Origin of the sequence: Ligilactobacillus cholophilus, assembly GCF_030389495.1 — a bacterium.
GTDB classification, from domain to species: domain Bacteria; phylum Bacillota; class Bacilli; order Lactobacillales; family Lactobacillaceae; genus Ligilactobacillus; species Ligilactobacillus cholophilus.
Map to the genome: position 1 here is coordinate 626,464 of NZ_CP127832.1, position 26,716 is coordinate 653,179.

The window sequence follows — 26,716 nt, forward strand, 5'->3', positions numbered from 1 at the left end:
CCTTCTTTCATATTTCTATTGTCCTTTTTGTTACAATAATAGTAAAGAACAATTTCTTTGATAGGAGGAGTAAAAATAAAATGGGGATAGAAAAATCTTTATCTAATGAACTATCTAAATACGTATTTAGAGGAATTTTAAGTACAGTTGGTGCATCAATTTATGTACTTGCTGATAGTTATTTTGTTGCTAAAAGTATTGGCGTATTAGGTGTTGCTGTTATGAATCTTAGCATGCCACTTTTTAATATAATGGAAGGTTTAGGACTTTTACTCGGAATGGGCGGTGGCACACTTTTTACGTTTTATTATTTAAAAAATAAAAAAAAGGCACAGGAAATCTATACACAAATTTTTATTATTGGAATTATTTTAGGCTTATTTTTTATGCTTTGTGGTGTTTTGTTTCCTGAAAAAATTGCTTATTTACTTGGCGCAGATCAATCAACGTTTAGATATACATTAGAATATATTAAAATTATTTTATTATTTGGTCCATTTTTTGTTTTTAACAATTTAATATTAAGTTTCATAAGAAATGACTTTGGAACTAAAATAGCTATGTTTGCAATGATTATTTCTAGTCTTTCAAATATTTTTTTAGATTGGCTTTTAATTATCAAATTAAATTACGGTATGTATGGTGCAGGTTTTGCTACAAGTTTTTCGCCTATAATTAGTATACTCATAACATTACCTCATTTTAAATCCAAAAATAATAATTTAAAATTCATTAAAACAAATTTGAACATAAAAAGGTTATTTAAAGTATTTAATATAGGATTACCTTCTTTTTTAACTGAATTAAGTACTGGTGTTGGTATATTTATTTATAATTGGGTATTTTTAACAGTGAGTGGAAATGATGCTGTAGCTGCATATGGAATTGCAGCAAATGTACTTTTAGTAGCACTAGCTTTATTTACAGGAGTTGCTCAAGGAATTCAACCTATTGTAAGTCATCAATATGCCAAACGTAATTTTATAAATATAAGATTTGGATTACGCTTTGGATTGATAATTGCAGAATTTTTAGGAATTATCTGTTTACTATTTGTAATATTTAATACAAATATAATTATTGATTTTTTTAATGCCGCTTCAAATAATACGGTAGTTACTATGGCTACACAAGGAATTAAAATTCTATTAATTAGTTTATTATTTTCTAGCTTAAATGTAGTATTTAATATTTTTTTCTCAGCGATTAATAATTCACGAATCTCTATTTTTATGGTAATTATTCGAGGTTATATTTTACCATTATTAGTAATATTACCAATGGCACATATTGGCGGAATTATAGGTGTTTGGTCTAGTTTACTAATTATTGAAATAATTTCATTTATAATTGAAATATTAATGTGGAAAAAAATTCAAATCAAACTTAAATATGATAATTTTAAATTTAATTAAAAAAGATGACCAATATTTGGTCATCTTTTTAATCAAAAATAATAGAACCTGTAAATAATCCTATTAAACCACTTATAGCCATAATAAAAATTAAAATCCAAACGATTAATTCTATCTTATTCCACTTCTCGTGTTTTTCTATTTTTCCTTTCCAATAAAGAGGAAAACCTGAGATCCAAACCACTGCGGCTAATAATAAGTATTTTAAACCTGCACCATAAATCATAAAAGCAGTAAATAACGTAGAGATAAGTGCCCAAATTCCTGAGCTAAAACGCTCTTTAAATGAACTATTATTAAAACCTATCCCACAAATGACGCTTTTTAATGCATAAAGCGAAACCATTAAATATGGAACAATAGAAAGAGATGTAGAAAATTTCAACAAAACATCATATCCTGCAGAATAAACACCAGCGACAATCATTAGAACCTGTGTAATTCCTGCAGTTATATAAATAGCATGAACAGGAGCTTCATTTTTATTTAATCCATTCAGCCATTTTGTACTTGAACCTCCTCTTCCCGCTAAACGAACCTCTTCAGCACTTAAATTTACCCATGCAATTAGAGCACCTAAAACTGAAATTATTAAACAGATATTTATTAACCAACTTCCCCAATTGCCAACCATATGCTCCATTAATCCCGCCATAGATGGGGCATGCAAAGTTGTAATCTCTTTCGGAGACATTAATCCTAAAGATAAAATACTTGTTCCAACTAAGAGGATTATAACTATTAGTGAACCAATTGAAGTTGCTTTTGCCACATCAGATAACTTTTTTGCTCGTGTTGCAAAGATTGTTCCTGATTCAATTCCAATAAGCGTCCACATTGCAGCCAATAAAACATTTTTACTTTGATCAAAAATCGAAATATTTTGATAATGCCCAATTTTAATATTAAATACTGCTTCACTTGCAAAATGTGACATGAAAATATGAGGTCTAAAATTTAATACTGCTAAAATTAAAAACATTGCAATTGGGATGACTTTTGCAATTGTAGTAATATTATTTAACCATGTTTCCGTATGAACTCCCTTTAATACTAAAAAAACAATTGTCCATAACAAAATGGATGCTACAATTATCGCAGGCCAACTTGTTCCATTCCCAAAAAAACTAAAAATTGTAAAACTACCAAATGCTGAAAATAAAACCGTTAAGTAACTAGCATTGCCAATTGCATCACCAGCACCATGACCATATGCTGCAATAAAGCCACCAACATTACCAAAAATATGTTTACTCCAACCGTATATCCCATCATCTATTTCTGGTTGTTGCAAAGTCAAATTTCGATATACTGTTGCTAAAGAAAACATTCCTAATGCAACTATCGCCCATCCAATTAGAATTCCTGCAGGATTAGCTCCTTCAGTCATTGTAGATGGTAAAGCAAATATACCTGATCCAATTGTTCCACCAACAATTAGTCCAACTAAACCGCCTAAATTAACTTTATGTTTTATCTTTTCTTTTTCTCCCATAAAATTAACTTCTTTCTTAATTAACCAATCTTTATTTGACCTGTAAATACAAATATAATTGCTATTACTGCTAAAATACTTGTAATCAAAATAACAAATTTTTCACGTTTTGTAACTTCCCTATTATCTTCTTTAGCAGCTTTATAATATAAAATAAATCCTGGTAAAAATGAAACTGTTAGCAAAAGTAAATCTTGCCAACCTGAAAGAATAGCAGCACATAATTCAAAACCAGCACAAATTATGCCAATAATAAATTGACCCCATTCCTGATGTTGGTATGAATATTTCATTTGATAAATACCAACAAGCATATATGAAACTAAAATTGCTGCTGCAGCTAAGGTTGAGGCAAAATTATATGCCGATTGAGTAAAGAGCATTGAAAATAAGAAAATAGTTTGTAAAATTGCAGTAATAATCAATGAAATTTGAGGAGCATTTTTATGATTCAATTTTCCCCATGATGCAGGTAATGTTTTATCTTTTGCCATTAATCGTGTAGTTTCTGCTGGAAGCATTGTCCAAGATAACCATGATCCAACTGTTGAAATAATAACTCCAATATTGATTACTGTTGCTGCCCATTTACCTACGGCAAGCTTTAAAATACTTCCCATTGCTGGTTGTGCAGCGGTTGCTAATTCATGTTGCGACATAACCCCATATGGTAGAATTGTTGAAAATACATAAATTACAACTAATGAAATAAATCCAATAATAGTAGCTTGACTAGCTGCTGTTTGAGATTTTGCACGACTAGATAAAACTGATGCACCCTCAATTCCAATAAATACCCACATAATTGACATTAGACTGTTTTTAACTTGACCAAAAATAGTTCCATCTACGCCAGTTGCTTGGATATTATTTGCAAAATTTTCCCAAAAATGAAGTGTAAATACACCAAATTTAAAACACATTGCAATCAAAATAATAAACATGAATAATGGAATAACTTTGCAGATCGTAACAATTGTATTGACAAAATTAGCACTTTCAACGCCATTATTTACAAAGAAAGTTAATACCCATAAGAATACAATTGCAGCAATTATAGATGGCAAATTCTGTCCACCTTTAAAAACACCAATAAAGTTTCCAATTGCTGACATCAAAAAAGTTGCGAATGCTAAATTTCCAATCCATGCAGAAATCCAGTATGTCCATCCACTCATAAACTCACCTAAAGGACCACATGCTGCATTTGCATATCCAAATAATCCAGATTCAATATCTGGCCTTTTTTTTGCTAAGTTATTTAACGACAAAACTAATGCTAATACCCCAATTCCACATACTAACCATGCAATCAAAGCAGGTCCTGGACCAGTAACCTGAGCTAATTGTGATGGTAATCCAAATATTCCAGTTCCAATGGCAGAACTAACAATTAATGCTGCTAATCCAAATGTATTAATTCCATTCTTATTTTCGTTTTCCATTTCTTTCACCTCATTAAAAAATCGCCAGTTTTTAAACTGACGATTTTCTTAATTATTTAGTAATAACTGTACCTACTCCGCCAGTAATCAATTTTTCTACATTATTAAGTGATGTAATTACTGCTTTTTTACCAGTTTTCTCTACAAAATTAATTACGGCTTGAACTTTTGGTAGCATACTACCCGCTGCAAATTGATTTTCTTTAATATACTCTTTTAATTCTTTAACAGAAACGTTTGTTAATGCTTTTTGTTTTGGAGTATTGTAATTTACAAATACATTATCTACAGCAGTTAAAATAATTAGTTCATCAGCATTAATGCTTTCAGCTAATTTTGCTGCACTAAAGTCCTTATCAATTACAGCTTCTACACCTTTCAAATTGTTATTATTATCTTCGCGAATAACTGGCACACCGCCGCCACCAACTGCAATAGGAATTACATTTTCTGAAAGTAAATCATCTATAATTGGTGCTTCAATAATATTCATTGGTTTTGGTGATGGAACAACTCTCCGATATCCTCGACCAGCATCTTCTTTGAAAGTATATTCTGGATGCTCTTTCTTCTTTTGAATAATTTCATTCTCTGAATAAAAAGGTCCAATTGGTTTGCTAGGATTTTCAAAAGCCGTATCATTTGCATTAACTTCGACTTGTGTCACTAATGTTGCAATCTTTGAGTTTAAATGCTTTTCTTTAATAACTTCATCCATACTCTTTTGCATCCAATATCCAATGCTTCCTTGTGTCATTGCAACAGTTGTGTCTAATGGCATTGCAGGATTATCAACTGTACTACCATTCGTTTCTTGTAATAGTAAGTCACCTACTTGAGGCCCATTACCATGTGTAATTACAATTTGATCCTTATTTTCAATAAATTTTATAAGGGTTTCCATTGTTTTCTTTATTGAACGAATTTGTGATTCTGCAGTACCATCTTTAGTGACAATAGCGTTTCCTCCTAGAGCAACTACAATTCTTTTACTCATTGTAATCGTCCCCTTAAACTATAATCCTTATTTGTTAATTTTTACGGTTGGAATATATAAGTTTCCTAATGTTGCGGCCATAATAGCCTTAATTGAGTGCATCCGATTTTCTGCTTCTGTAAATTGCCAAGCATATTTAGAATTAAAGACTTCATCAGTTACTTCCATACATGACAAGCCATATTTTTCATGAATTTCTTTACCATATTTTGTATTTGTATTATGAAATGCTGGTAAACAATGCATAAATATAATTTGGTCATCAGGTGTACCACTCTTCTTAAACATGTCCATATTAACTTGATATGGTTTCAATAATTTAACACGTTCTTCCCAATCGTTTTCACCCATTGATACCCATACATCTGTATAAATTACATTTGTTCCTTTTACAGCTTCATCAATGTCATCTGTAATAATATATTTAGCACCTGATTCCTTAGCAAACTTATCAGCAATATCAAGAATTTCTTGTGCAGGATGTAATTCTTTTGGTGCTAAAATTCTTACATTAACACCTAACATTAAGCCAGTAACTAATAAACTATTTGCCATATTATTACGGCCATCACCAACAAATGTTAATGTTAAGCCTTTAATATGACCAAATTTTTCTTTAATTGTCATAAAATCAGCAATCATTTGTGTTGGATGCCATTCATCTGTTAAACCATTCCATACAGGAACACCAGAATATTTTGCTAATTCTTCAACATTCTTTTGAGCAAATCCACGGTATTCAATTCCATCAAACATACTACCTAAAACTTTTCCTGTATCTTCAATAGATTCCTTTTTACCAAGTTGTAAATCATTTTTGCCCATAAATTCAGCATTTGCTCCTAAATCGTGTGCTGCAACAACGAATGATGAACGAGTTCTTGTTGAAGTCTTTTCAAATAATAGTGCAATATTTTTACCTTCCAAATAGTGATGAGGAATATTTCTTTCCTTTAAATCCTTCAAATGTAATGAAAAATCAATCAAATAATTAATTTCATCTGGTGTAAAATCTTTACATGCTAAAAAACTACGTCCTTGAAATACATTTGTAAATTTACTCATTTTAAATTTCTCCCTTTCAAATCCTTATTATTTTAAATCTTCACGAACAATTGGCATTGACATACAACGTGGACCACCACGACCGCGTGCTAATTCACTTGAACGCACCTCGTGAACTAAAATTCCATGCTTACGTAATAATTCATTTGATACATAATTACGATCGTATGTGACTACTTCACCTGGAGCAATTGCTAGTGTATTAGAACCATCATTCCATTGTTCTCTTGCTGCAATGACAGGATCTCCATTCCCAGTTGGAATAAGATCTAAATCATTTAATCCTAATGCATTCTTTAATACTTTCTTTAAGTCATTATCATAAGTAATTTCTAATTCACCATTTTCTTTTCCAGGGTGAATAGTATATGTATCAACTTTTTCACCTTTTGTCAAAATTGCTGGATGAACTGTAAACTTATCATAATCTATCATTGTTAAAACAGTATCCAAATGCATCATTGCATGATTATGAGGAATTTTTATTGCAATCACGGTATCGAAATCAGACTTATTTCCTTCAAATAAATGTTTTGCAATATCTTCAATGGCGTTTGCTGTTGTTCGTTGTGAAATTCCAATAGCAAATACATGATTGCTAAGAACTAATTCATCTCCACCTTCAATATGTGATTGATGGTTACGACTACGCCATACATGTAATCCTTTATTAGCAAAACGAGGATGATAGTTAATAATATATTGCATAAACATTGATTCACGTTGACGTGCTTTAAATGTCATCTTATTTATTGATAATCCATCCCCAATAGAAGCTGCTGGATCTCGTGTAAAATACAAATTAGGCATTGGATCCATATAAAATGGATAATTCGAATCTTCTGCCATTTCTTGAAGACTTCGATATGTAAGGTTAATTTCATTTTTACGAACCCCTGCCATAATCTTTTCAACCATTTCTAATGTATTAAATGAAAGTAGATATTCTTTTAATGCATCATGTATTGGCCCACTGAGATATCCTGATTCAGAAATCATTTGTTCAAGAAATTTTTCTTTAACTTCAGGATTTTCAATTGCTTCAGCTGCCAGTTTCTCAAGATAAAGAACTTCAATATTATTTTCACGTAAAGTATCTGCAAAATAATCATGCTCTTCTTGAGCGATTGGCAAATATGGAATATCATCGAAAAGCAATCTCTTCATTGTATCTGGAGTGATATTTTCAACTTCATGTCCAGGTCGTTTTAAAATCACTGATTTAAGCTTCCCAATTTCAGATGTAATATGAATTGGACTTGTCATAAAATCATCTCCTATTTTTATTATCCCTTACACCCATATTTATAACACTCGTTGTAATCGGTTGCAACAAATTACATCAATAATTCAATATAAAATAGCATTAATGTACTTTTTTATTCTTAAAAATATTGATACACCAATATTTTTAAGAAATGCAAAGATTTTTTGCTTGTTTTTAAATAAAAAAAAGAGACCAATTGGTCTCTTTTTTATTATAAATTAAAGGAATGTTTTTAAATTTTGTTCATTAATTTCTTCAGGTACCATACTACCACCTGTAGCCCATGTTAGATGAATAATATTGTCTTGAATTTTATCTAAATTATTTTCTTTCATATATTCTTTAGCAAATGGATCTTCAAATAATTTAATTGGGCCTTCAAAGCTAGCGCATGATGAAGGTTCAATTGTAAATCCTTCAGAAGAATGTAAATCACGTAAATAATTAAATAAATCTGCATCATCTACTGTAAACATACCATCTAACATTGGTTTCATATAATCACCTGAAAATACAGATGGACTTGGACAAGCTAAACCATCAGCTTCTGTCTTACCATCAATCCCAATATCCTGCACAGAAACATCATTATTCATTCCTGTAACCATTCCTAATGGAATACTTGGACAATGAGTTGGTTGAATTAAAAATACATGTGCTGCTTCTCCAAATACTGCTTTCATACCAAATGCAGTTCCACCAGATGAGCCACCAACTCCTGCTGGGCTATAAACAAAAATTGGATGATCTTTATCAATTGTTATCCCGCGATTTTCAAATTGTTTCTTTACACGAATTGCAGATGTTGCATAGCCTAAGAATAGAGTTGTTGATTTAACATCATCAACAAAATAACTCTTAGGATCAGCATCAGACTCTGCTCTTCCTTTTTTCAATGCAATATTGAAGTTTGTATCGTATTCTTTTACTTCAGCACCTTTTTTACGAAGCAATTCTTTTTTCCATTCTTTTGCATCATAACTCATATGAACGATTGCTTCAAAACCTAATGCAGCAGCTGTAATTCCAATTGAAATACCTAAGTTTCCAGTTGATCCAACTTGTACTTTATATTGTGAAAATAATTCTTTAGCTTCTTTAGTTGCTAACTTAGTATAATCATCTTCTTTTGATTTCAACAATCCTGTTTCTAATGCAATATCTTCTGCATGTTTTAATACTTCATAGATTCCTCCACGAGCTTTAATAGAACCAGCAACTGGAAGGTCTGAATCCATCTTCATAAATAACTCACCATGGAATTCATGATTTTTTTCGATTAATTCTTGCATTTTATCTAATTTTTCCAATTTTGATTCAATAATTCCATCTGTTGAAGCTGTTTCAGGAAATATCTTAGCAATCAAAGGAGCATAACGTTCTAAATCAGCTTCTGCTGCTTCAATATCTTTTAATCCGAACTCTTCATGATCCCAAATTTCATTTTCAGGAACTCTATCTGGATTTGGCCAAAAAGTTGGCTTTTGTTCCTTAATATTAGCTAATGCTGGTTGTTGCGCAATATACTTATCAATATCGATTTTCATTAATTTCACCTTTCCACATCAGTTAACTAAATTGTTTTTACATTCCTAAATTATAATAACATAAACACAAAAAATTAGCCTTATAATTTTAATGAAATAATAGATAATATTTACTCAATAACTTTAATATTTTACCCATTTAACTACAACATTTTTCCAAGACTTTGGGTCAATCATTGTTCTTGGTAATGGTTGAGAAAGATCTTGTCCACTAACGATGATGCCATTCTGTAACGAAAAAGTATACATCCCATGTTTTGCTAGATATCTTTGTTCTCGAGGTGTTCCTGCTCCATATGGATATGCAAAATAAGGACTAGTTTTACCCGTATGCTTTTTAATTACTTTTTCAGATTTTTTATAATCTCTGACAAATTTATTATAATTTTTCTTATATAATAAAACTGGTTTATTGTTAGATAAATAATGCATATTATTTGTATGAACACCTAAAGTTACATTAGAGTTATGAATAATTTTTTTTAATTCTTTCCAAGTTGCTAATTCCGTTCCGTTATCATATCTTCCTGTGTTACCTGTAACAATAAAAACTGTATAGGGCAAGTCTCCCATTTCTTTAAATAAAGGATCTACATTGTCAAGAATTGTACGATCAACATCATCAAACGTAAAAACCACATACTTATGCGTTAATTTTTTATTACTTTTAATTAACTGTATGGCTTTTTGAATAGAAATAATTCTTACATGGTTTTTTTGGAAAAACTTTATTTGATTTTTTAACTGATTTTTTGTCACTGTATATTCATGCAACTGTTCATTATTAGATAAATCAAGTGCTAACCGCGTTGAAAAATTTTTATTTGATTGCGAAACACGATGATAACATAAAACTAAAATACCATTTTTATGAAGTTCTCTCTTAGTTAAATTCCCACTACTTATCTCTTTTTGAGCTTGCTCATAATTTACATGTGAGTTATATTCAGAAACTCCAGTACAAATAATAATTATTAAACAAAACAAAATAAAAATTAAATGCCAGTAACGTTCAAAAATATATTTAATTTTTTGTAACATGATTTTTTCTTACTCCTCGTTCTCCTCGTTGATTTGAAATTCGCTTTAAGTAACGTTTTATAAACCAAATATATCTGGATAGTGCAATAAATAATACTGTTACAAGCGAAATGATGAGAAGCAGGAACATATCATAAAATGAATTATAATTACAATTTGTCAAAACATAAAAATCGACTAGCCATTCATTAAACTTTCTACATAAAAAATCTACAAAAACCAAAACAATAAAAACTTGTATAATATTTCCCAAAATTAACCATAAGAAACTAAACCATTTTTTTAATGTTTTCATTTACTGTTCCCCCTATCTGATGCACCCCATGCAGCATATTTAACTGCATCAAATAGATGATAAAACGATGAAAATACAACTACAATATTATTTAACCAGTATGCATAGAAAAAGAAAGGCAAATACAGCCAATAATGCCTGTAATTAATATATTCAACTTTAAAATTGATAAATTTTGAATACCAATAAAATAGTAATGTTACAACATAATAAAGCACTAATGCTCCTAGGTTTATTCGTAAATTTTTCATATAAATAAACTCAAAAAATAATTTGGCAATTGCAAATGAAACAGCGAATACCCATAAATAGCTGCAACACATATCTATTGCTAATAATTTTTGACCAAATGATAATGACATGATTTTTTTTAAATGTTTTTTTAATACTTCTAGTCCGCCACGGCCCCATCTAACTCTTTGTCGTACAAATCCTTTGATTGTTCCAGGAACATAAATTTTACATAGTGCACGTGGCTGATATGTACAATAATAACCATTATCATATAGTTTCCATGTTACATCTATATCTTCAGTCATCGCTTCAGTACTCCATCCATTCACATCAATTAAAGCTGAGCGTCTAAATAACGTCAATACACCGGAAACAGTTAAAATATGTCCCAAGAAGAAAGATTGTGCCCTTTTAATCATGTCAATATTCATAATGTATTCTAAAAATTGCAGCTTTCCAATTAAAGTATTAGTATTTTTTACAATTGGTCTTCCAGTAACTGCAGCAATTTTTTCATCTGCATCAATTGAAGCAACCAAATAGCTCAAAGAATCTTTTTCAAATTCAGTATCTGCATCCACACACAAAATGTAATCAGCTTTACTTTCCTTAAGTGCACAATTTAAAGCCATCGCTTTTCCCATGTTCTCTTTTTGAGCTTTAATTTTAATATTAGGATATTTCTTTGCTAGTTTTTTCATTACCTTCAAAGTATTATCCGTACTTTTATCATCAATCAATATAATCTTATAATTTTGATATTCAATTTTCTCTAAAGATTCAATTGATGATGGAAGCATTTCTTCCTCGTTATAACATGACATAAAAATTTCAACAGAAGGACCATCGTTTACTTTATGTGTTCTTTTTTTTACAAATTGTTTTTCACACATATTAAAAAAAATAGACCCTATTATCCAAACAAACGACATTATTACAGGATAATAAAGTTCAAATCCTCCTAACATCCAAATCCCCCCAATTTTATATTAATTGTAATTCTATACCATATTTCAATTTAATGTAAAGTTAATTATTTAAACTTCATAATATTTAACCAAATTGATGACTTGAAAAATAAACAATTAAAAAAAGACTGTATAAAATCAGTCTTTTTAAATAACTATCGAACAAAAAATCTAAACTAACTTTCCCTTATTTTTAAGAATTTCATCTAACATGTCTGAATTAAATTCTTGTTTCTTCAGCATTTGAATTTCATATGCATATGGAGCATATTTATGTTTTTTATCAGGTCCAACATATGGTGTTTCTAAAATTTTTGAAATATTTTGTAATTGTTCATGATGTGCAACATAATTTAAAGCATCAAAGCCAATCGTTCCAAATCCAATATTTGCATGTCTGTCCTTGTGACTTCCCATAGGATTTTTTGAATCATTTAAATGAATAACTTTAAGTCGATCAAGTCCAATTACATGGTCAAAGTCATTTAAAACACCATCAAAATCATTTTTTATATCATAACCAGCATCATTTGCATGGCATGTATCTAAGGTTACAGAGACTTTGTCATCTAATTTAATTTTTTCAATCATCTGTGCAATTTGCTCAAATGTTTTACCAACTTCTGTTCCTTTTCCTGCCATTGTTTCAATTGCAATTTGAACCGTTTGATCTTTTGTTAATACTTCATTTAGTCCCTTAGCAATATTTTCAATTGCTGCTTCAGAACCTGCACCAACGTGTGCACCTGGATGCAAGGTCATTTGATGAGCTCCTAATGCTTGAGCACGTACAATTTCATCATGTAAAAATTGAACTGCAAATTCGAATTTATCAGGTTTTTTTGTATTTCCTAAATTTATAATATAAGGTGCATGCACTACAATATGTGATAAATCATGATCTTGCATATATGCTTGGCCGGCAGGAATATTCATTTCATCTATTGGTTTTCTTTTTGTATTTTGAGGTGCACCTGTATAAATCATAAATGTATTTTCACCAAAACTAAAAGCTTCTTCTGCAGAACCTAATAGCATTTTTTTACCACTCATACTTACATGCGATCCAAGTAACATATTATTTCCCTTCATTCTTTTTAATATTTAAGTCTTCTTTTATTTGAGTTGTACTTATTTCTGGAGTTCGTGGAAGATAAACTACTTTTACACCTTCGTCTTTTAAATAATCGAATTTTCCTTTCCAGTCATCTCCAATTACAAAGGTGTCTATATCAAATTTATGTACATCTGATTTTTTTTGATCCCAACTTTTTTCAGGAATAACTTTATCTACATAACGAATTGCCTCTAATAGTTGTTTTCGTTGAGCATAATCAAAATAAGATTTCTTGTGTTTTTGACGATAATTAAATTCATCAGTTGATAAACCAACAATTAAATAATCGCCATATTCTTTAGCACGACGCAAAAGATTTACATGTCCATAATGAAGTAAATCAAATGTGCCATATGTAATAACTCGTTTAATAATATCAACTCCTAAAAAAGATTATAACTGATTTGACAATAAAAGTTATTTATTTGAAATAATATTAATTGCAGTACTTATTGCATTCTTTATCATCAAACCATTTCGTAGTTTCTTTGCGATAATTTTTGTATTATTTTGCATTTGTAAATACTGAGTTTCAGTAATTTTATATAACTCTGTATCTAAATTGTTTAAACTATCTACTGCAATTCCTATTTTATTATCAATTACAAAATCACTAATTGCAGCTTTTTTAGAAACAATAACTGGCATTCCTGAACTAACATATAACGAAGCTTTATGAGGTGCATTAAATCTTTGATAATCAGCATAAATTCCTCCATCACCATTTAATGTTGTTCCATCCCAAACTAATCCAAAGTCCCCTTTTAAGTGTTTGGGTAATTCTTCAGCCTGATAGAGGCCCTCATAACTAATATTTTGGGGATAATTCGATGCTGGATCCATTCCAAATAAATATGCATGAGAATCTTTTAAAGTCAATTTAGTTAAAAATGAAGACTTTTCTAAATTACCAGCAAAACAAATAGAATGATCATAATTTGAATGGCTAATTAGTGGTTGAGGATTATAGTAATCAAACAATCCTAATATAACCATTTTGGTTTTAATTCCATTTTTTCTCATCTCATTTTTCATTGCCACACTATGCACAATTAAACAATCTACAGAATTAAATATTTCCACTTCATTTTTAAAAAATGTTGTGTCACCCTTATATTTACGGATTGATTCATAATCATGGATTACAAAAATGATATTAGCATTTGTTTGTCTTCTGATCTCTTTAATAATTGATTTAGTCAAAAATACAGAGTACATAGGATATTGAAAAATAATATTTTGAATATCTTTTCCTTTAAACAATTTAGGTAATTTTGAGAACCGATATATTAATTTAGGAATTCTTTTTATAGGTAAATCCAAATCCAATATTTTCCAACCATCATCTGCTAAAAATTTATTAATATCAGCTTTTGCTTTGGGCCCAGCATGCTTATATCCCTTATAAATATCTGATGTAAGTACATAATTAACCATAAAAAACTTCTTTCTTATTTTTTAATAATATTTTTTAACTTTATAATCAAATTCCCAAATAACTTATTTTGCATAAGATAATGATAAATTTTTATAACTAAATTTGCATTTAATGGTCCTAACTCTTCTTGAATTTGTTTTTTTATTTTTTGAATTTCTTTTTGATCTACATTTATTGAATTTACTGATAAGTTTTTTAACTCAAGTAAGAATTTATTAAACTCATCATTATAGTTTTCGCCATATGTTAATTTATCAAAATATTTTTTATCTTGTCGATATTCGTTCAATGTAAGTTTAGTTTGTGATGCCTTTATTAAACATTTAGCATCTGATAAAATATTTTCCTTTTTTATCCAAAATACAGAAGGAAAATCATTATATATATCTTTAATTGAAAAGTCATCACCAACATAAGCAATTACTAAGTGTCCCTTAGCAATTGTTTCCATAATTGAATAACCAAAAGTTTCATATTTAGCAGTAGATAAATAGATATAATTTTCAGGAATTTTTTTCGTAAATGTGATCATATCTTGTAAATGATTTTCTTTTATATAATGTTGATATATTCTTTTATCTGGACCTGTTCCCATTAAATATAAATGAAATTTATTATATCCTTGTTTTTTTAAATTACAAAAGATTTTCAAAGCATATATTATATCTTTTTGATCTTCTGAAAAACGACTAGAAATTAAAAAGTTATTCGTTTTTTTAAATTGAAATTTTTCATTACTCCAACAGATATGATTAGCATTTACTGTTTTCACAAAAACATTTTGATAATGATACTTTGATTCAAATTCTTTTTTTATTTTCTTAGTTGCTACTCGAATTGCAGTAAAATATTTTAAGCCATATATTTTTTTTAGTAATGCTAAAGGAGTATGAATTTCTCCTAAAATAACTGCGTCAGAATAAAATGAACGCAATAATTCACTTAATGGAAATAAACTTTCGCGACTAATTATTATTATATCTAAATCTCGTGGTTGTTGATTTTCAAAAAAATCATTAATTTCCCTAAAATGAACTTTTTTTAAAGTTGGTTCACTAACTAATAAATTCCTTATATCAGTTTGATTAAAAAAAGTAAAATTAAAATAAAATACATCAAAGTTATTTTCAACAAAATTTTTTAATTGATTTATATTATTACGTGTAGTTCCACCAATAGAAAAAAGATTATATCCAATGATTGCAATTTTTTTCATTTTTAATCCTCCCATTGTGGTCTACCATATAATTTTTTTAATTGTCGTGATACAGTGGAAATTGTAAAACCATGTTGAATAAGTTCTGACATTATTTTTTCACTTTGTATGCTTCGATTATATCTACGTTGATTTAATCGATAAAATTCATCTGCCCATAATTGAGCATTATCAATTGGCAATGACACAATTCCATCTAATTCTTTCAATTGTTGTGATTGTGTATTTGAAACTACAGCCATTGCACCATTGGCAATACTATGTAATAACGATAGTGATAATCCATCACTAATTGCTGGGTATGCAAAAACATTAAATATATTTTGCACTTCTTCAGTATTTTCTAAATAACCTGTAAAAATGACCTTACTTTCTAGATTAAGTTGATATACTCTTTGGCGAACATCCTCAATCATTGGCCCATCACCAATAAATACTAACTTAGCATTAGGATATATCTTTTGAAATAAATCAAAGCATTCAACTAAAAAAACTTGATTCTTTGAATTGATAAATCTTCCAACATTCCCAATAACAAAAGTTTTACTATCTATTCCATATCTTTTACGATAATATAAATTTTGCTCTTCATGATATCTTTGTTTTTTTACAGCAATTCCATTTTGAATAATACTAAATTTAGGACTTCTCTGTAATTTTTTAGAATAAAAGAAGTTTGCAGCTTCAGGTGTTACAGCAATGTAATCAGTTGCATATTTTTCCACCATTTTGCGTCCGACATATTGTAATTGTTTTTCAGCAATATTAAAAATATTGGTATAATCAGCATAAGCATGAGTAATTATGCGATTAAAATTTGCCTTATGTGCCAATATTATAGAAATTGGATCACATAATGTATTGAGATATAAATGTATTGTTTGGCTTGTATTGCGGCATTCTTCAAGTATATCCTTTAATTCACGAATAAAATTTTTCCTCTTTTGAAAAAAATTACGTCCATTAATATCTGAAAAATAAAATGGAACTTCATAATATGTACCAAGTCTTTTTAGTTCTCTTGCAGGACGATAATTAGCAGTGTTAATAATGTTAAAATCATAACCTTCTGCTACTAATGCATGATAATTTGTTTTAATAAAACATGTTAAACCGCTGTCTTCACTAAAAAAACCAAAAATCGTAATTTTTCGCCGCATAATTATCTCCCTCTTTACGAATGTAAATAATTTTCTTCATGTTTAATGACACGTTCAGTTGCATTGCCGTCATTGAACGTATTCCATTTTATATTAAATTTATCAAAATTAGCCCTTTTTAAAGGTTTCTTTATAATTGAATTAAGTTCTGCCTCAGAAGTAACAATGGGGCCAGGTGCCCATTCTTGAAAATCTTTTTGAATTCCAATATTTTCTTTATATTCTTTAAAATCATAACAATAAAGTATTATTTGTTTAGCATTTGGTAATAGAGTATAATCGAAAATCACAGATGAATAATCAGTTATTAGTCTATCAGTAATTAAAAGTAAATCATTAGTAGAAAAATCATCTATCCAAATTAAATGTTCATCTTGAAATCTTTGTTTTAAATTTTTCTCCTCTTTTATTAAATGAGGATGTAGTTTAATAATTAATTTCTGATTTTTATTTAGTTGCTTTAAGATCAAATCTAAATCAATTGGTAATTCTAATTTCACTTTATGATTTTCATCTTCTCTATATGTTGGTGCATATAGAAGAATTTCTTTTCCCTTTAATTCTGGATGCCTATAGTAAATTTTATCCAAAGTTTTAGATTGCCATTTGCAATTAAATAAATTATCAGTCCTTGGATATCCTAATAAACTAATTTTTTCTTTTGAAATATGATAACTTCGTTGAAAAACTTCTCCCATCATAGTTGATCCGACAATAAACTCATCAAATTGATTATATACTCTTTGAAATCTTTTTTTATCACTTTTAGAACGTTTTAAAGTTTGTGGTTCATCCCAACCAAAGGATTTTACTGCACCATTCGCATGCCAAATTTGTACAACATGCGTTTTATCATGATCAAAACCAATTCCACTTAAAAAAGCATAATAATTATCACAAATTAACAACTGAGCGTTTAAAATAAAAGGTAATTTATGTATTAAAAAATCAATATTATTTTGAAATTTAACTGTTTTTATTCCTATTTTGTTTAATTTATTAGCATCATTTTGACATTGTGGTAAATAGAGTACAGTTAATGAATGTTTGTTATCTGCTAATTTACTTAGTTCTTTAATAAAATTTACGTTTCCATTAAAGCTCATTAAATATACAATATTTTCAGGCTTTTTTTCATGCTTTAATTTTGAAATTAGCTTAACAAGCCAAATATAAATAATTTTTTTCATTCTTATTCACCTTAAAATTATGGTTCTGGTTCATAGAAATGACCAATTGTATGGACATTTTCTGTAATACTTACAAAGGCATGTGGGTCTGATTCATTTAATGCAGCATGTAATTCTGGAATCTCATATCTGGAAATTACTGTAAATAAAATTGCCTTTGCATCGTGTCGATATGCCCCTTCTGCACCATGAACAATTGTAATGCCTCGTCTCATATGTGTTTGAATACAATCAACTACACTATTTGGTTTTGTTGTAATAATCATCACTAACATTTTCTGTTGTCTTGTATAAATAGCATCCATTACCTGTGCATTAATAAATAATCCAATTGCTGAATAAAAAGCATATGGCCAACCATAAACAAGACCAGCCGCTAAAACGATAAATGCATTAAATATCATATTAACTGTACCAACAGATTTCCCAGTTAATTTTCTTACGATTAAACTTATAATATCTAATCCTCCAGTTGAAATCCCACTTTTTAGTGCATAACCTGTCCCATATCCATTTAAAATAGCACCAAAAATTGCACATACCATGGGATCTTTTGTTAAAACTGTTGGATGTAATAACTTAATCATTACACTAGAACATACAACTGCAATTACTGTAAAAATTGTAAATCTATGACCTATTTGTTTCCAAGCTAATATAATTAATGGCAAATTTAATAGGAAAATTAATAACGCAGTTGATAATGGAAAAACAGTGTGCTTTAATAATGAATTTAGTAATTGTGCTAATCCAGTTATTCCTGAAGAATAAATATGACCTGGATCCCAAAAGAAATTCATCGCTACAGAAACTAATAATCCATATATAAATGCGGCTGAAGCACGAGAAAGATAAATATGTTTTTTCCATCTTTTTTGTAATTCATTCATCTTTAAATGACCACTTTTCTATCATTTTCCAAATAATTTATTTTATTATACTACCTCATATAATTTTATCAATGTTTTATCCAGCGATAAAGAAATAAATTAAATTTTCCATATAAAAAAGCCCTTATTAACTAAGAGCTTTTTTATATTATTCATCGTCCTTTACATCTTCCACATCAATATGCAAATCTTCAAGTTGTTTTTCAGCAACAATACTTGGTGCATGTGTCAAAGGTTCAGTAGCTTTTGAATTTTTAGGAAATGCAATTACTTCACGAATGTTATCTTTCTTTGATAAAAGCATTGCAAAACGATCTAATCCAAGTGCCAAACCACCATGTGGTGGGAATCCATAATCTAATGCATCCATAAACCAACCAAATTGTTCTTCTGCTTTTTCTTTAGTAAAGCCTAATGCCTTAAACATGTCTTCTTGAATATCACGTTGATGGATACGAATTGATCCACCACCTAATTCATATCCATTTAAAACAATATCATAACTTTGTGCATGACATTTATGTGGGTCTGTCTTCAATAACTCTAAGTCTTCTTCATTTGGCATTGTAAATGGATGATGAGCTGCAATATATTGTTGGAATTCTTCACTATATTCAAATAATGGCCAGTCTACTACCCAAACAAATGCAAATTGATTTTCATCAATCATATTTTGTTCCTTGGCAATTTCTTTTCGCAAATAGCCAAGTGAATCTGCTACTACTTTTCGTGTAGAAGCAACAAACAAAATTAAGTCACCAATTTTAGCATTTGCTGCTTCTAAAATTTGTTTTTCACGATCTTTAAAGAATTTTGCAATTGGTCCAGCAAGGCCATCATCTGTAACTTTCATCCATGCTAATCCCTTTGCACCAAATCGTTTAATGTACTCTTGTTTTGCATCAATTTGCTTACGAGAATATTTTTCAGCACCATTTGGAACAGTAATCGCCTTAACTTGTCCACCATTTTCTAATGTGCTATCGAAAACCTTAAATCCAGATTCTTTAACTGCACTTCCCATATCTTGCAATTCCATATCAAAACGAATGTCTGGTTTATCTGAACCAAATCGATCCATTGCTTCATCCCATGTGATACGTTGAATTGGTGTTTGAATTTCAATTCCTAAAGTATCCTTCATGACTGCCTTTAATAAACCTTCTGTCATTTCAATAATTTCATCTTGATCCATGAATGATGTTTCAATATCAATTTGAGTAAATTCAGGTTGTCGATCTCCTCGCAAATCTTCGTCACGGAAACAACGAGCAATTTGATAATATCTATCAAAGCCAGCACCCATCAATAGTTGCTTAAATAATTGTGGGGATTGTGGTAATGCATAAAAATGTCCAGGATATACTCTTGAAGGAACTAAATAATCACGAGCCCCCTCAGGTGTAGACCGTGTCAAATATGGTGTTTCAATATTCATAAAGTGATTTTCATCTAAATAACGATGTACTGTCTGCGTTATACGATTTCGAATCATTAATGACTTTTGCATTTCTGGTCGACGTAGATCTAAATAACGATATTTTAATCGCATTTCATCAGTTGCATTTGTATTATTTACAATTTCAAAAGGAGTTAATTTAGCCTTATTCAAAATTTTAACATCGCTAACTTCAACTTCAATTTTTCCAGTTTTCATATTTGGGTTAATTGCATTTTCATTACGTGCAACAACTTTTCCTACTACTTCAATAACATATTCACTTCGTAATGAATCTGCAATTTTCAATGCTTCCGGACCAAATTCTTGACTAAATACTAATTGAACAATTCCTTCACGATCACGTAAATCAATAAAAATTAAATTCCCTAAATTTCTGCGCTTTTGAACCCAACCTTTAAGTACAATCTCTTTTCCTAGATAACTCTCATCTACAAGTCCAGCATATGTTGTTCTTCTCAACCTATAATCCTCCAAAACTACTTTATAACATTTTCAAAGTTATTTAATATATCATCTAAGTTTACTGAATTTTCTTGTCCACTTGCCATATCTTTAATATTAGCTTTATTCTCTGCAATTTCACGTTCACCAATAGTAATTGTATATTTAGCCGCTAAACGACTTGCTGTTTTAAATTGCCCCTTTGGTTTTCGATTTAAATAATCTCGATCAGCAGAGAAGCCTTGTTGGCGTAATGCTTGAACAATTTCTAATGATTTAGCGTTTGTTTCATTTCCAATGCCAACAACATAAACATCTAAGTCATCATCAAGTGGTAATTTATCTTTTTCAGTGTTTAAAATAAGTAATAAGCGTTCAACACCTAATCCAAAGCCTACACCTGGCGTTGCTGGCCCACCTAATTGTTCTACAAGCCCATTGTAGCGTCCTCCAGCACATACAGTAGTCCATTTCCCACCAAAAGCTTTTGAATCACTCATTATTTCAAAAATAGTATGATTATAATAATCTAATCCACGTACCATATTTGCATCAATTTCATATTTAATACCTAGATCATCTAATAATGACTTCACAGTTTCAAAATGTTTTTTTGAATTATCTGTTAAGAAATCTAGTATTGATGGTGCATTTTCTACAATTTTTTGATCGTTTTCATCTTTACTATCTAAAACACGAAGTGGATTCTTATGCATTCTTTCTTTTGAATCTTCTGAAAGCTGATCTTCAAATGGTTCCAGATAATCAATTAGCGCTTGTCGATAATTTTGACGAGTTTCAATATCTCCTAATGTATTAATCACTAATTTTAAACTATTAATCTCTACGCTTTTTAGTAAATCAATTGCCATTGCAATTACTTCCACATCTAAAGTAGGATTATCTACGCCAAATGCTTCTACACCAATTTGATGAAATTCACGTAGCCGACCAGATTGTGGTCTTTCATAACGGAACATTGGTCCCATATAATATACCTTATATGGCTTTTGATATTCAGGCCCATATAATTTATTTTCTACAAATGAACGAACAACACCTGCTGTTCCTTCTGGTCTTAATGTAATGTGACGATCTCCCTTATCATGAAAATCATACATTTCTTTTGTAACAATATCTGAGGTTTCTCCTGAAGTTCTTGAAAACACTTCAAAATTTTCAAAAATTGGAGTACGCATTTCGTGATAACGATACTTCTTAAATAATTCTCGTGCTTTCTCTTCTACATATTGCCATTTAGTTGATTCATCAGCTAAAATATCTGCTGTTCCCTTTGGTTTTTGATATTTCAAAATTTCAATTCCCTTCTATATTTTATAGTTAAATATAAAACGCCCTTGATTGGAATATTTTTTCCAATTCAAGGGCGCACTTAGTGTGCACGGTACCACCTTAACTTATTGCTTAGGAATAACGCTCCTCACGGTACTAATGTACACCTCAAAAGTGTCTTCATTCTAAAAAATTGTAAGATTCCACCAACCTCTTACTCTCTTAAAAATTTTTTTCGAATTACTAGTCTTTCTCATCGGATTTATTTAACTAGATAAAGTTTACAAAGGATTAAAAATTTAGTCAAGTTTAATTAGCACTAATTATAAATTTAATCTGAAAAAAATTCTAAAAAATTATTATAATCATGAATACAGTTGCACGCTTTTAAAAAAATTTGCTAATATGAAGTTAATTTATAAACTTTGGAGATTGATTATGCAAGAAAGCGAAAACGAAAATAGTTCTTCTTATTTATGGTTAATATTGTTATTATTTATTGCTGTATTAGGTTTTAGAACTTATACATATTTTGAACAAGTTCCAATTGAAACTGAAAATGCTGCTTTATACGAAAAACCTGAAATTAGTGCAAAAAAAGAATGCTCTATACAGAAAAATAGCCGTGTAAAGGTTTTAAAACATAAATATAATTGGGTTTATGTAAAAACTGATAAAAATAAATATGGATGGATGGGATCATGGATGATAAGTTCTGATTATAAAGTTCCAATCAATTCAATCTCAGAAGCCACAATTGTTATTGATGCAGGGCATGGTGGTGAAGACTCTGGAGCTCTCTCTATCCAAGGAAAACAAGAGAAAACATATACCCTTAAATATGCAAAACAATTAGCAGAAAAATTGCGTAAAGAAGGTGCTCGAGTTTATATGACTCGAAGTTCAAATGAAACAGTAAGTTTAAGCAAACGTCCTTTACTAGCTGAACAAGTACATGCTGATGCTTTTATTAGTTTTCATTTTGATTCTTCACCGCAAAATAATACTGCAACTGGATTTACAACATATTATTATCATAAAGATAATGGTTCACTTAGATTAGCAAATGATATTAATAGTCAATTAACTTCTCTCGGAATTGATAATCGAGGAGTAGATTTTGGAAATTTCCTAGTATTAAGAGATAATACTCGACCTGCTGTTTTATTAGAAAGTGGCTATATTAATTCAGCAAGAGACTTTAGTATGATTACAGATAGTAATTATCAAAATCAAGTTACAAGTGATGTTGTCAAAGGATTGAAATTATTCTTTGAAGGCAAAGATGAGAATACAGTAATATCAAACAATTCATAGTAAATAAAAAAGCACAACAATTTGATTGTTGTGCTTTTTTATTAATCAATCCATTTTATAATATCGCTAATTTGATGAATACGGTGTTCTGGTTCCACAGGTTCTACAATTAAATCATCAGGATCAAATAAAATCCCTGACATTTTTGCATTATGTGCAGCTTCGATATCCAAAACACGATCACCAACCATTACACAATTTTCAGGATTCAATTCATATTTTTCTACTAATGAATTTAATGAAGCAGGATTTGGTTTTCTTGGAAATGATTTTTCAGCTGTAACTGCATCTTTGAAATATTTTTTCAAATCAAATCCGTCAAGCATTTCTAAAGAACTTTGATTTCTGTGAGTCATCAAATAATTGTGACCACCTTCGTCTACGACTCTTTCTAGAACATCTTTGACTCCAACAAATGGATGCATATTTTCCTCTAGTTTTTCCTCAACTGGGTTGTATAACTCACGCATTTTTTTTGGATCTTGAAGTCCATTTTGATCACAGTAGTATTTAAAGGTTTGTCCTAATGATGTTTGGCGCATTCTTTTATAAACTGCGCTTTCATCTAAATCGATATTTTCATCTTTAAAAACAGTTATAAAAGCTTTTACCATACCTGGATAAGTATCAAACAAAGTACCATCAAAATCCCAGAAAAATTCTCGATACACGTTTCTCACTCTTTTCAATTAAATTTCATCAGTGTCATAAATAATTGTAACTGGGCCATCATTTATCAAACTTACTTGCATATCTGCACCAAACTTTCCAGTTTCAACTTCGATTCCAAAAGATTGTAATTTATTATTAAAATATCTATAGTTTTCTTTCGCAATCTCCGGTTCTTGTGCCAACATAAAATTTGGACGATTTCCCTTTTTGGTTGCAGCATATAGAGTAAATTGCGAAACTGATAAAATTTTACCCTCAATTTCTTTTATTGACAAATTCATTTTACCATTTTCATCATTAAAAAGCCTAGCATTTACAATTTTACGTGCCAAATAATCAATTTGTTTAGTACTATCATTCTTTCCAAAACCAACTAATAATAAAAAACCTTTATTAATCTCTCCGACAATTTCCTTATCAATTTCTACTTTTGCACTTTTTACCCTTTGTAAGACAACGCGCATAACATATCCTCCATTTTAAATATAATTAATGAATTGGACGTTCTACTAAATAAACGTCTGGAATACGCTTTACATTATCTATCAATCGTTGCAAATGAACTTTGTTACGAATTCTAATGACAACTGTAACTGTAGTCATTTGATTATGATCAACATTTCCATTCACAGACTTTAATGTCTTAGTAGTATTATTAATGACTTGTAATATGTCACTTAATAAGCCACTTCGATTGTATCCTTGAATTTTTAATTCTGCATCATATAATTTTTGCTCACTTGGCAATGTATTCCAGGAGACATTAATTAATCTTTGTCCATGTTGTTCCTCAGAATTAACATTTGGACAGTCTACACGGTGAATCGAGACACCTCTTCCTTTGGTAATATAACCAACAATTTTATCTCCAGGAATAGGATTACAACATCGACTTAATCGAACCATCATATTATCAATTCCAGCAATTAAAATATCACTTTGCTTTTCTTGAATTTTTTCATGATCATTTTTTACATTTTCAATTTTTTTATGATGTTCTAATAATTCTTTTTCTTGTTTTTTTCGTTCTTCGTCTTCACGCTTTTGTCGAATATCTTTTGTAAGTAAATTTACGATTCCTAGTGGTTGAATGCTTCCAAAACCAATTCCAACGTATAACTCTTCCATTGAAGGAAGTTGTTTTTTAGTTAATACTCGTTTAATATTTTTTTCAACTAAAACATCATGTGGATTAAATCCTTCTTCAGTTAAAGTATTATCTAAAATTTCGCGTCCCTTATCTAGATTTTCTTCTCGATCTCGTTTTTTGAAAAATTTTCTAATTTTATTCCGTGCCCTATTAGTGTGGACTAACTTTAACCAATCTCTTCCAGGTCCTACAGAATTTGTTGAAGTTAAAATATCTACAATATCGCCATTTTTAATTTGATAATTTAATGGTACAATTTTACCATTTACCTTTGCTCCAGTTGTATGATTTCCAATCTCAGTATGAATTGCATACGCCATATCAAGTGGTCCAGCGCCTTTAGGCAATTCTGTAACATCTCCCTTAGGAGTAAATGCATACACTCGGTCACTAAAGAGATCACCTTTAACACTGTCCATAAAATCCTTTGCATTAACTGATTCATTTTGAAGTTCAATAATTTCTTTAAAGATATTCAGCTTATCTCCAGTTACCGTAGCTTTAACTGGATCAGTTTTTCCTTCTTTATATGCCCAATGTGCAGCAATACCATATTCAGCAACTCTATGCATCTCTTCAGTTCTTATTTGAACCTCAAATGGTTTTCCTTTTGGTCCAATAACTGTTGTATGTAACGACTGATACATATTTGCTTTAGGCATTGCAATATAATCTTTGAATCTACCTGGCATTGGTTTCCATTTAGTATGAATTGCACCTAAAACTGCATAACAATCTTTAATTGATTTAACAATTACTCTAACAGCTAACAAGTCATAAATCTGACTAAATTGCTTATGTTGGTCACGCATTTTCCTATAAATCGAATAAATATGCTTTGGTCGACCGTAAATTTCACATTCAATATTAAGATCTTTAATCGCATCTTTTATATCTTCAATTGCTTCATTAATATACTTAATTCGTTCTGTTCTTTTAGAGTCCATTAAATGAACAATTCTATAATATTGTTGTGGATTCAAATATCTTAATGATATATCTTCTAATTCCCATTTTATTGTACTAATTCCTAAACGATCTGCTAGTGGAGCATAAATCTCTAACGTTTCATTTGCAATTCTTCTTTGCTTATCAGGTCTTAAATGTCCTAAAGTTCTCATATTATGTAAACGATCTGCCAATTTAACAATAATTACACGTAAATCTTTTGCCATTGCAAGTAATAATTTACGATGATTTTCAGCAAGTTGTTCTTGATGAGACTTGTATCTAATTTTACCTAATTTTGTGACACCATCAACAATTACTTCAACATCGTGATTAAACAATTCCCCAATATCACCTAATGTAACATTAGTATCTTCTACTACATCATGTAAAAATCCAGCAGCAACTGTTTCAGGATCCATTTTTAAATTAGCTAAAATTCCAGCTACTTGAATTGGATGAATAATATAAGGTTCACCAGACTGACGGAATTGCTTACTATGAACATAAGTTGCAAAATCACATGCCTTTTGCACTAACTTTACATGTTCTTTATTCATATATTTTTGGCACATTTCTATTACGTCGTCAGCATTCCATATTGTTTCTTTTTCCATTATTCTCCTTCACCTTAATTCTAGTAAAAATAAATC

Annotated in this window: 23 protein-coding genes and 1 other annotated feature; of the genes, 2 read left to right on the forward strand and 21 right to left on the reverse strand. The window is 29.8% G+C overall.

What is annotated here, in order from left to right; all coding sequences use genetic code 11:
* Nucleotides 1-80: 80 nt before the first annotated feature.
* On the forward strand, nt 81-1,415 hold the full coding sequence (locus tag QPK35_RS03330; protein WP_290034052.1) for an MATE family efflux transporter: 1,335 nt from the start codon (nt 81-83) through the stop codon (nt 1,413-1,415).
* Between the two features lie 28 nt (nt 1,416-1,443).
* Here QPK35_RS03330 and QPK35_RS03335 read toward each other — a convergent pair whose 3' ends face one another.
* From QPK35_RS03335 to hisS, 18 genes are all read right to left on the reverse strand, one after another.
* Nucleotides 1,444-2,910, reverse strand: a complete 1,467-nt coding sequence (locus QPK35_RS03335; protein WP_290034053.1) for an amino acid permease — start codon at nt 2,908-2,910, stop codon at nt 1,444-1,446.
* 20 nt (nt 2,911-2,930) lie between these two features.
* A complete protein-coding gene (locus QPK35_RS03340; protein WP_290034054.1) occupies nt 2,931-4,355 on the reverse strand; it encodes a basic amino acid/polyamine antiporter in 1,425 nt (474 codons plus the stop codon).
* Nucleotides 4,356-4,407: 52 nt separating this feature from the next.
* Nucleotides 4,408-5,352 carry a carbamate kinase gene (gene arcC, locus QPK35_RS03345; protein ID WP_290034056.1) on the reverse strand — a complete coding sequence of 315 codons (945 nt, stop codon included), beginning with the start codon at nt 5,350-5,352 and terminating at the stop codon, nt 4,408-4,410.
* 27 nt (nt 5,353-5,379) lie between these two features.
* Nucleotides 5,380-6,417, reverse strand: coding sequence for an ornithine carbamoyltransferase (argF, locus tag QPK35_RS03350; RefSeq protein WP_290034057.1), 1,038 nt, complete (start codon nt 6,415-6,417; stop codon nt 5,380-5,382).
* A gap of 27 nt (nt 6,418-6,444) precedes the next feature.
* Nucleotides 6,445-7,683 (reverse strand): arginine deiminase, encoded by a 1,239-nt coding sequence (arcA, locus tag QPK35_RS03355; protein WP_290034058.1) that lies wholly within the window; start codon nt 7,681-7,683, stop codon nt 6,445-6,447.
* A gap of 219 nt (nt 7,684-7,902) precedes the next feature.
* Nucleotides 7,903-9,231, reverse strand: a complete 1,329-nt coding sequence (gene dsdA / locus QPK35_RS03360) for a D-serine ammonia-lyase (RefSeq protein WP_290034059.1) — start codon at nt 9,229-9,231, stop codon at nt 7,903-7,905.
* A gap of 123 nt (nt 9,232-9,354) precedes the next feature.
* Nucleotides 9,355-10,272 (reverse strand): polysaccharide deacetylase family protein, encoded by a 918-nt coding sequence (locus tag QPK35_RS03365; RefSeq protein WP_290034060.1) that lies wholly within the window; start codon nt 10,270-10,272, stop codon nt 9,355-9,357.
* Nucleotides 10,256-10,567 carry a hypothetical protein gene (locus QPK35_RS03370; RefSeq protein ID WP_290034061.1) on the reverse strand — a complete coding sequence of 104 codons (312 nt, stop codon included), beginning with the start codon at nt 10,565-10,567 and terminating at the stop codon, nt 10,256-10,258. The genes QPK35_RS03365 and QPK35_RS03370 overlap by 17 nt, the downstream gene beginning before the upstream one ends.
* Nucleotides 10,564-11,769 (reverse strand): glycosyltransferase family 2 protein, encoded by a 1,206-nt coding sequence (locus QPK35_RS03375; protein WP_290034062.1) that lies wholly within the window; start codon nt 11,767-11,769, stop codon nt 10,564-10,566. The genes QPK35_RS03370 and QPK35_RS03375 overlap by 4 nt, the downstream gene beginning before the upstream one ends.
* Before the next feature lie 171 nt (nt 11,770-11,940).
* Nucleotides 11,941-12,846: a deoxyribonuclease IV gene (locus tag QPK35_RS03380; RefSeq protein WP_290034063.1), complete on the reverse strand. Its 906-nt coding sequence runs from the start codon at nt 12,844-12,846 to the stop codon at nt 11,941-11,943.
* A gap of 1 nt (nt 12,847) precedes the next feature.
* Complete coding sequence (gene tagD, locus QPK35_RS03385; RefSeq protein WP_290034234.1) at nt 12,848-13,258, reverse strand: glycerol-3-phosphate cytidylyltransferase; 411 nt, start codon at nt 13,256-13,258, stop codon at nt 12,848-12,850.
* Between the two features lie 45 nt (nt 13,259-13,303).
* Nucleotides 13,304-14,323: a glycosyltransferase gene (locus QPK35_RS03390; protein ID WP_290034064.1), complete on the reverse strand. Its 1,020-nt coding sequence runs from the start codon at nt 14,321-14,323 to the stop codon at nt 13,304-13,306.
* A gap of 14 nt (nt 14,324-14,337) precedes the next feature.
* Complete coding sequence (locus QPK35_RS03395) at nt 14,338-15,540, reverse strand: glycosyltransferase (protein WP_290034065.1); 1,203 nt, start codon at nt 15,538-15,540, stop codon at nt 14,338-14,340.
* Nucleotides 15,541-15,542: 2 nt separating this feature from the next.
* Nucleotides 15,543-16,700 carry a glycosyltransferase gene (locus QPK35_RS03400; protein ID WP_290034067.1) on the reverse strand — a complete coding sequence of 386 codons (1,158 nt, stop codon included), beginning with the start codon at nt 16,698-16,700 and terminating at the stop codon, nt 15,543-15,545.
* Nucleotides 16,701-16,714: 14 nt separating this feature from the next.
* Nucleotides 16,715-17,890, reverse strand: coding sequence for a CDP-glycerol glycerophosphotransferase family protein (locus QPK35_RS03405; RefSeq protein WP_290034068.1), 1,176 nt, complete (start codon nt 17,888-17,890; stop codon nt 16,715-16,717).
* A 17-nt stretch (nt 17,891-17,907) separates the two neighbouring features.
* A complete protein-coding gene (locus tag QPK35_RS03410; protein ID WP_290034069.1) occupies nt 17,908-18,780 on the reverse strand; it encodes a YitT family protein in 873 nt (290 codons plus the stop codon).
* Between the two features lie 148 nt (nt 18,781-18,928).
* Nucleotides 18,929-20,701 carry an aspartate--tRNA ligase gene (gene aspS, locus QPK35_RS03415; RefSeq protein WP_290034071.1) on the reverse strand — a complete coding sequence of 591 codons (1,773 nt, stop codon included), beginning with the start codon at nt 20,699-20,701 and terminating at the stop codon, nt 18,929-18,931.
* A 17-nt stretch (nt 20,702-20,718) separates the two neighbouring features.
* Nucleotides 20,719-21,996, reverse strand: a complete 1,278-nt coding sequence (gene hisS / locus QPK35_RS03420) for a histidine--tRNA ligase (protein WP_290034072.1) — start codon at nt 21,994-21,996, stop codon at nt 20,719-20,721.
* 67 nt (nt 21,997-22,063) lie between these two features.
* Nucleotides 22,064-22,242 (reverse strand) — a binding site (T-box leader).
* 172 nt (nt 22,243-22,414) lie between these two features.
* Here hisS and QPK35_RS03425 point away from each other — a divergent pair.
* A complete protein-coding gene (locus QPK35_RS03425; RefSeq protein ID WP_290034073.1) occupies nt 22,415-23,293 on the forward strand; it encodes an N-acetylmuramoyl-L-alanine amidase in 879 nt (292 codons plus the stop codon).
* Between the two features lie 41 nt (nt 23,294-23,334).
* On the opposite strand, the gene QPK35_RS03430 is transcribed toward QPK35_RS03425, so the two are convergent.
* The 3 genes from QPK35_RS03430 to QPK35_RS03440 are packed head-to-tail and all read right to left on the reverse strand — an operon-like array spanning nt 23,335 to nt 26,680.
* Nucleotides 23,335-23,964, reverse strand: coding sequence for an HAD-IA family hydrolase (locus QPK35_RS03430; protein WP_290034074.1), 630 nt, complete (start codon nt 23,962-23,964; stop codon nt 23,335-23,337).
* A gap of 18 nt (nt 23,965-23,982) precedes the next feature.
* On the reverse strand, nt 23,983-24,429 hold the full coding sequence (gene dtd, locus QPK35_RS03435; protein WP_290034075.1) for a D-aminoacyl-tRNA deacylase: 447 nt from the start codon (nt 24,427-24,429) through the stop codon (nt 23,983-23,985).
* A 25-nt stretch (nt 24,430-24,454) separates the two neighbouring features.
* Nucleotides 24,455-26,680 (reverse strand): RelA/SpoT family protein, encoded by a 2,226-nt coding sequence (locus QPK35_RS03440; protein WP_290034076.1) that lies wholly within the window; start codon nt 26,678-26,680, stop codon nt 24,455-24,457.
* Nucleotides 26,681-26,716 lie beyond the last annotated feature (36 nt).

What these genes read in the sequence shown, in the direction of transcription:
- QPK35_RS03330 (WP_290034052.1), top strand. Translation starts at nt 81, where the DNA reads ATGGGGATAGAAAAATCTTTATCTAATGAACTATCTAAATACGTATTT.
- QPK35_RS03335 (WP_290034053.1), bottom strand. Translation starts at nt 2,910, where the DNA reads ATGGGAGAAAAAGAAAAGATAAAACATAAAGTTAATTTAGGCGGTTTA.
- QPK35_RS03340 (WP_290034054.1), bottom strand. Translation starts at nt 4,355, where the DNA reads ATGGAAAACGAAAATAAGAATGGAATTAATACATTTGGATTAGCAGCA.
- arcC (WP_290034056.1), bottom strand. Translation starts at nt 5,352, where the DNA reads ATGAGTAAAAGAATTGTAGTTGCTCTAGGAGGAAACGCTATTGTCACT.
- argF (WP_290034057.1), bottom strand. Translation starts at nt 6,417, where the DNA reads ATGAGTAAATTTACAAATGTATTTCAAGGACGTAGTTTTTTAGCATGT.
- arcA (WP_290034058.1), bottom strand. Translation starts at nt 7,683, where the DNA reads ATGACAAGTCCAATTCATATTACATCTGAAATTGGGAAGCTTAAATCA.
- dsdA (WP_290034059.1), bottom strand. Translation starts at nt 9,231, where the DNA reads ATGAAAATCGATATTGATAAGTATATTGCGCAACAACCAGCATTAGCT.
- QPK35_RS03365 (WP_290034060.1), bottom strand. Translation starts at nt 10,272, where the DNA reads ATGTTACAAAAAATTAAATATATTTTTGAACGTTACTGGCATTTAATT.
- QPK35_RS03370 (WP_290034061.1), bottom strand. Translation starts at nt 10,567, where the DNA reads ATGAAAACATTAAAAAAATGGTTTAGTTTCTTATGGTTAATTTTGGGA.
- QPK35_RS03375 (WP_290034062.1), bottom strand. Translation starts at nt 11,769, where the DNA reads ATGTTAGGAGGATTTGAACTTTATTATCCTGTAATAATGTCGTTTGTT.
- QPK35_RS03380 (WP_290034063.1), bottom strand. Translation starts at nt 12,846, where the DNA reads ATGTTACTTGGATCGCATGTAAGTATGAGTGGTAAAAAAATGCTATTA.
- QPK35_RS03390 (WP_290034064.1), bottom strand. Translation starts at nt 14,323, where the DNA reads ATGGTTAATTATGTACTTACATCAGATATTTATAAGGGATATAAGCAT.
- QPK35_RS03395 (WP_290034065.1), bottom strand. Translation starts at nt 15,540, where the DNA reads ATGAAAAAAATTGCAATCATTGGATATAATCTTTTTTCTATTGGTGGA.
- QPK35_RS03400 (WP_290034067.1), bottom strand. Translation starts at nt 16,700, where the DNA reads ATGCGGCGAAAAATTACGATTTTTGGTTTTTTTAGTGAAGACAGCGGT.
- QPK35_RS03405 (WP_290034068.1), bottom strand. Translation starts at nt 17,890, where the DNA reads ATGAAAAAAATTATTTATATTTGGCTTGTTAAGCTAATTTCAAAATTA.
- QPK35_RS03410 (WP_290034069.1), bottom strand. Translation starts at nt 18,780, where the DNA reads ATGAATGAATTACAAAAAAGATGGAAAAAACATATTTATCTTTCTCGT.
- QPK35_RS03425 (WP_290034073.1), top strand. Translation starts at nt 22,415, where the DNA reads ATGCAAGAAAGCGAAAACGAAAATAGTTCTTCTTATTTATGGTTAATA.
- dtd (WP_290034075.1), bottom strand. Translation starts at nt 24,429, where the DNA reads ATGCGCGTTGTCTTACAAAGGGTAAAAAGTGCAAAAGTAGAAATTGAT.
- QPK35_RS03440 (WP_290034076.1), bottom strand. Translation starts at nt 26,680, where the DNA reads ATGGAAAAAGAAACAATATGGAATGCTGACGACGTAATAGAAATGTGC.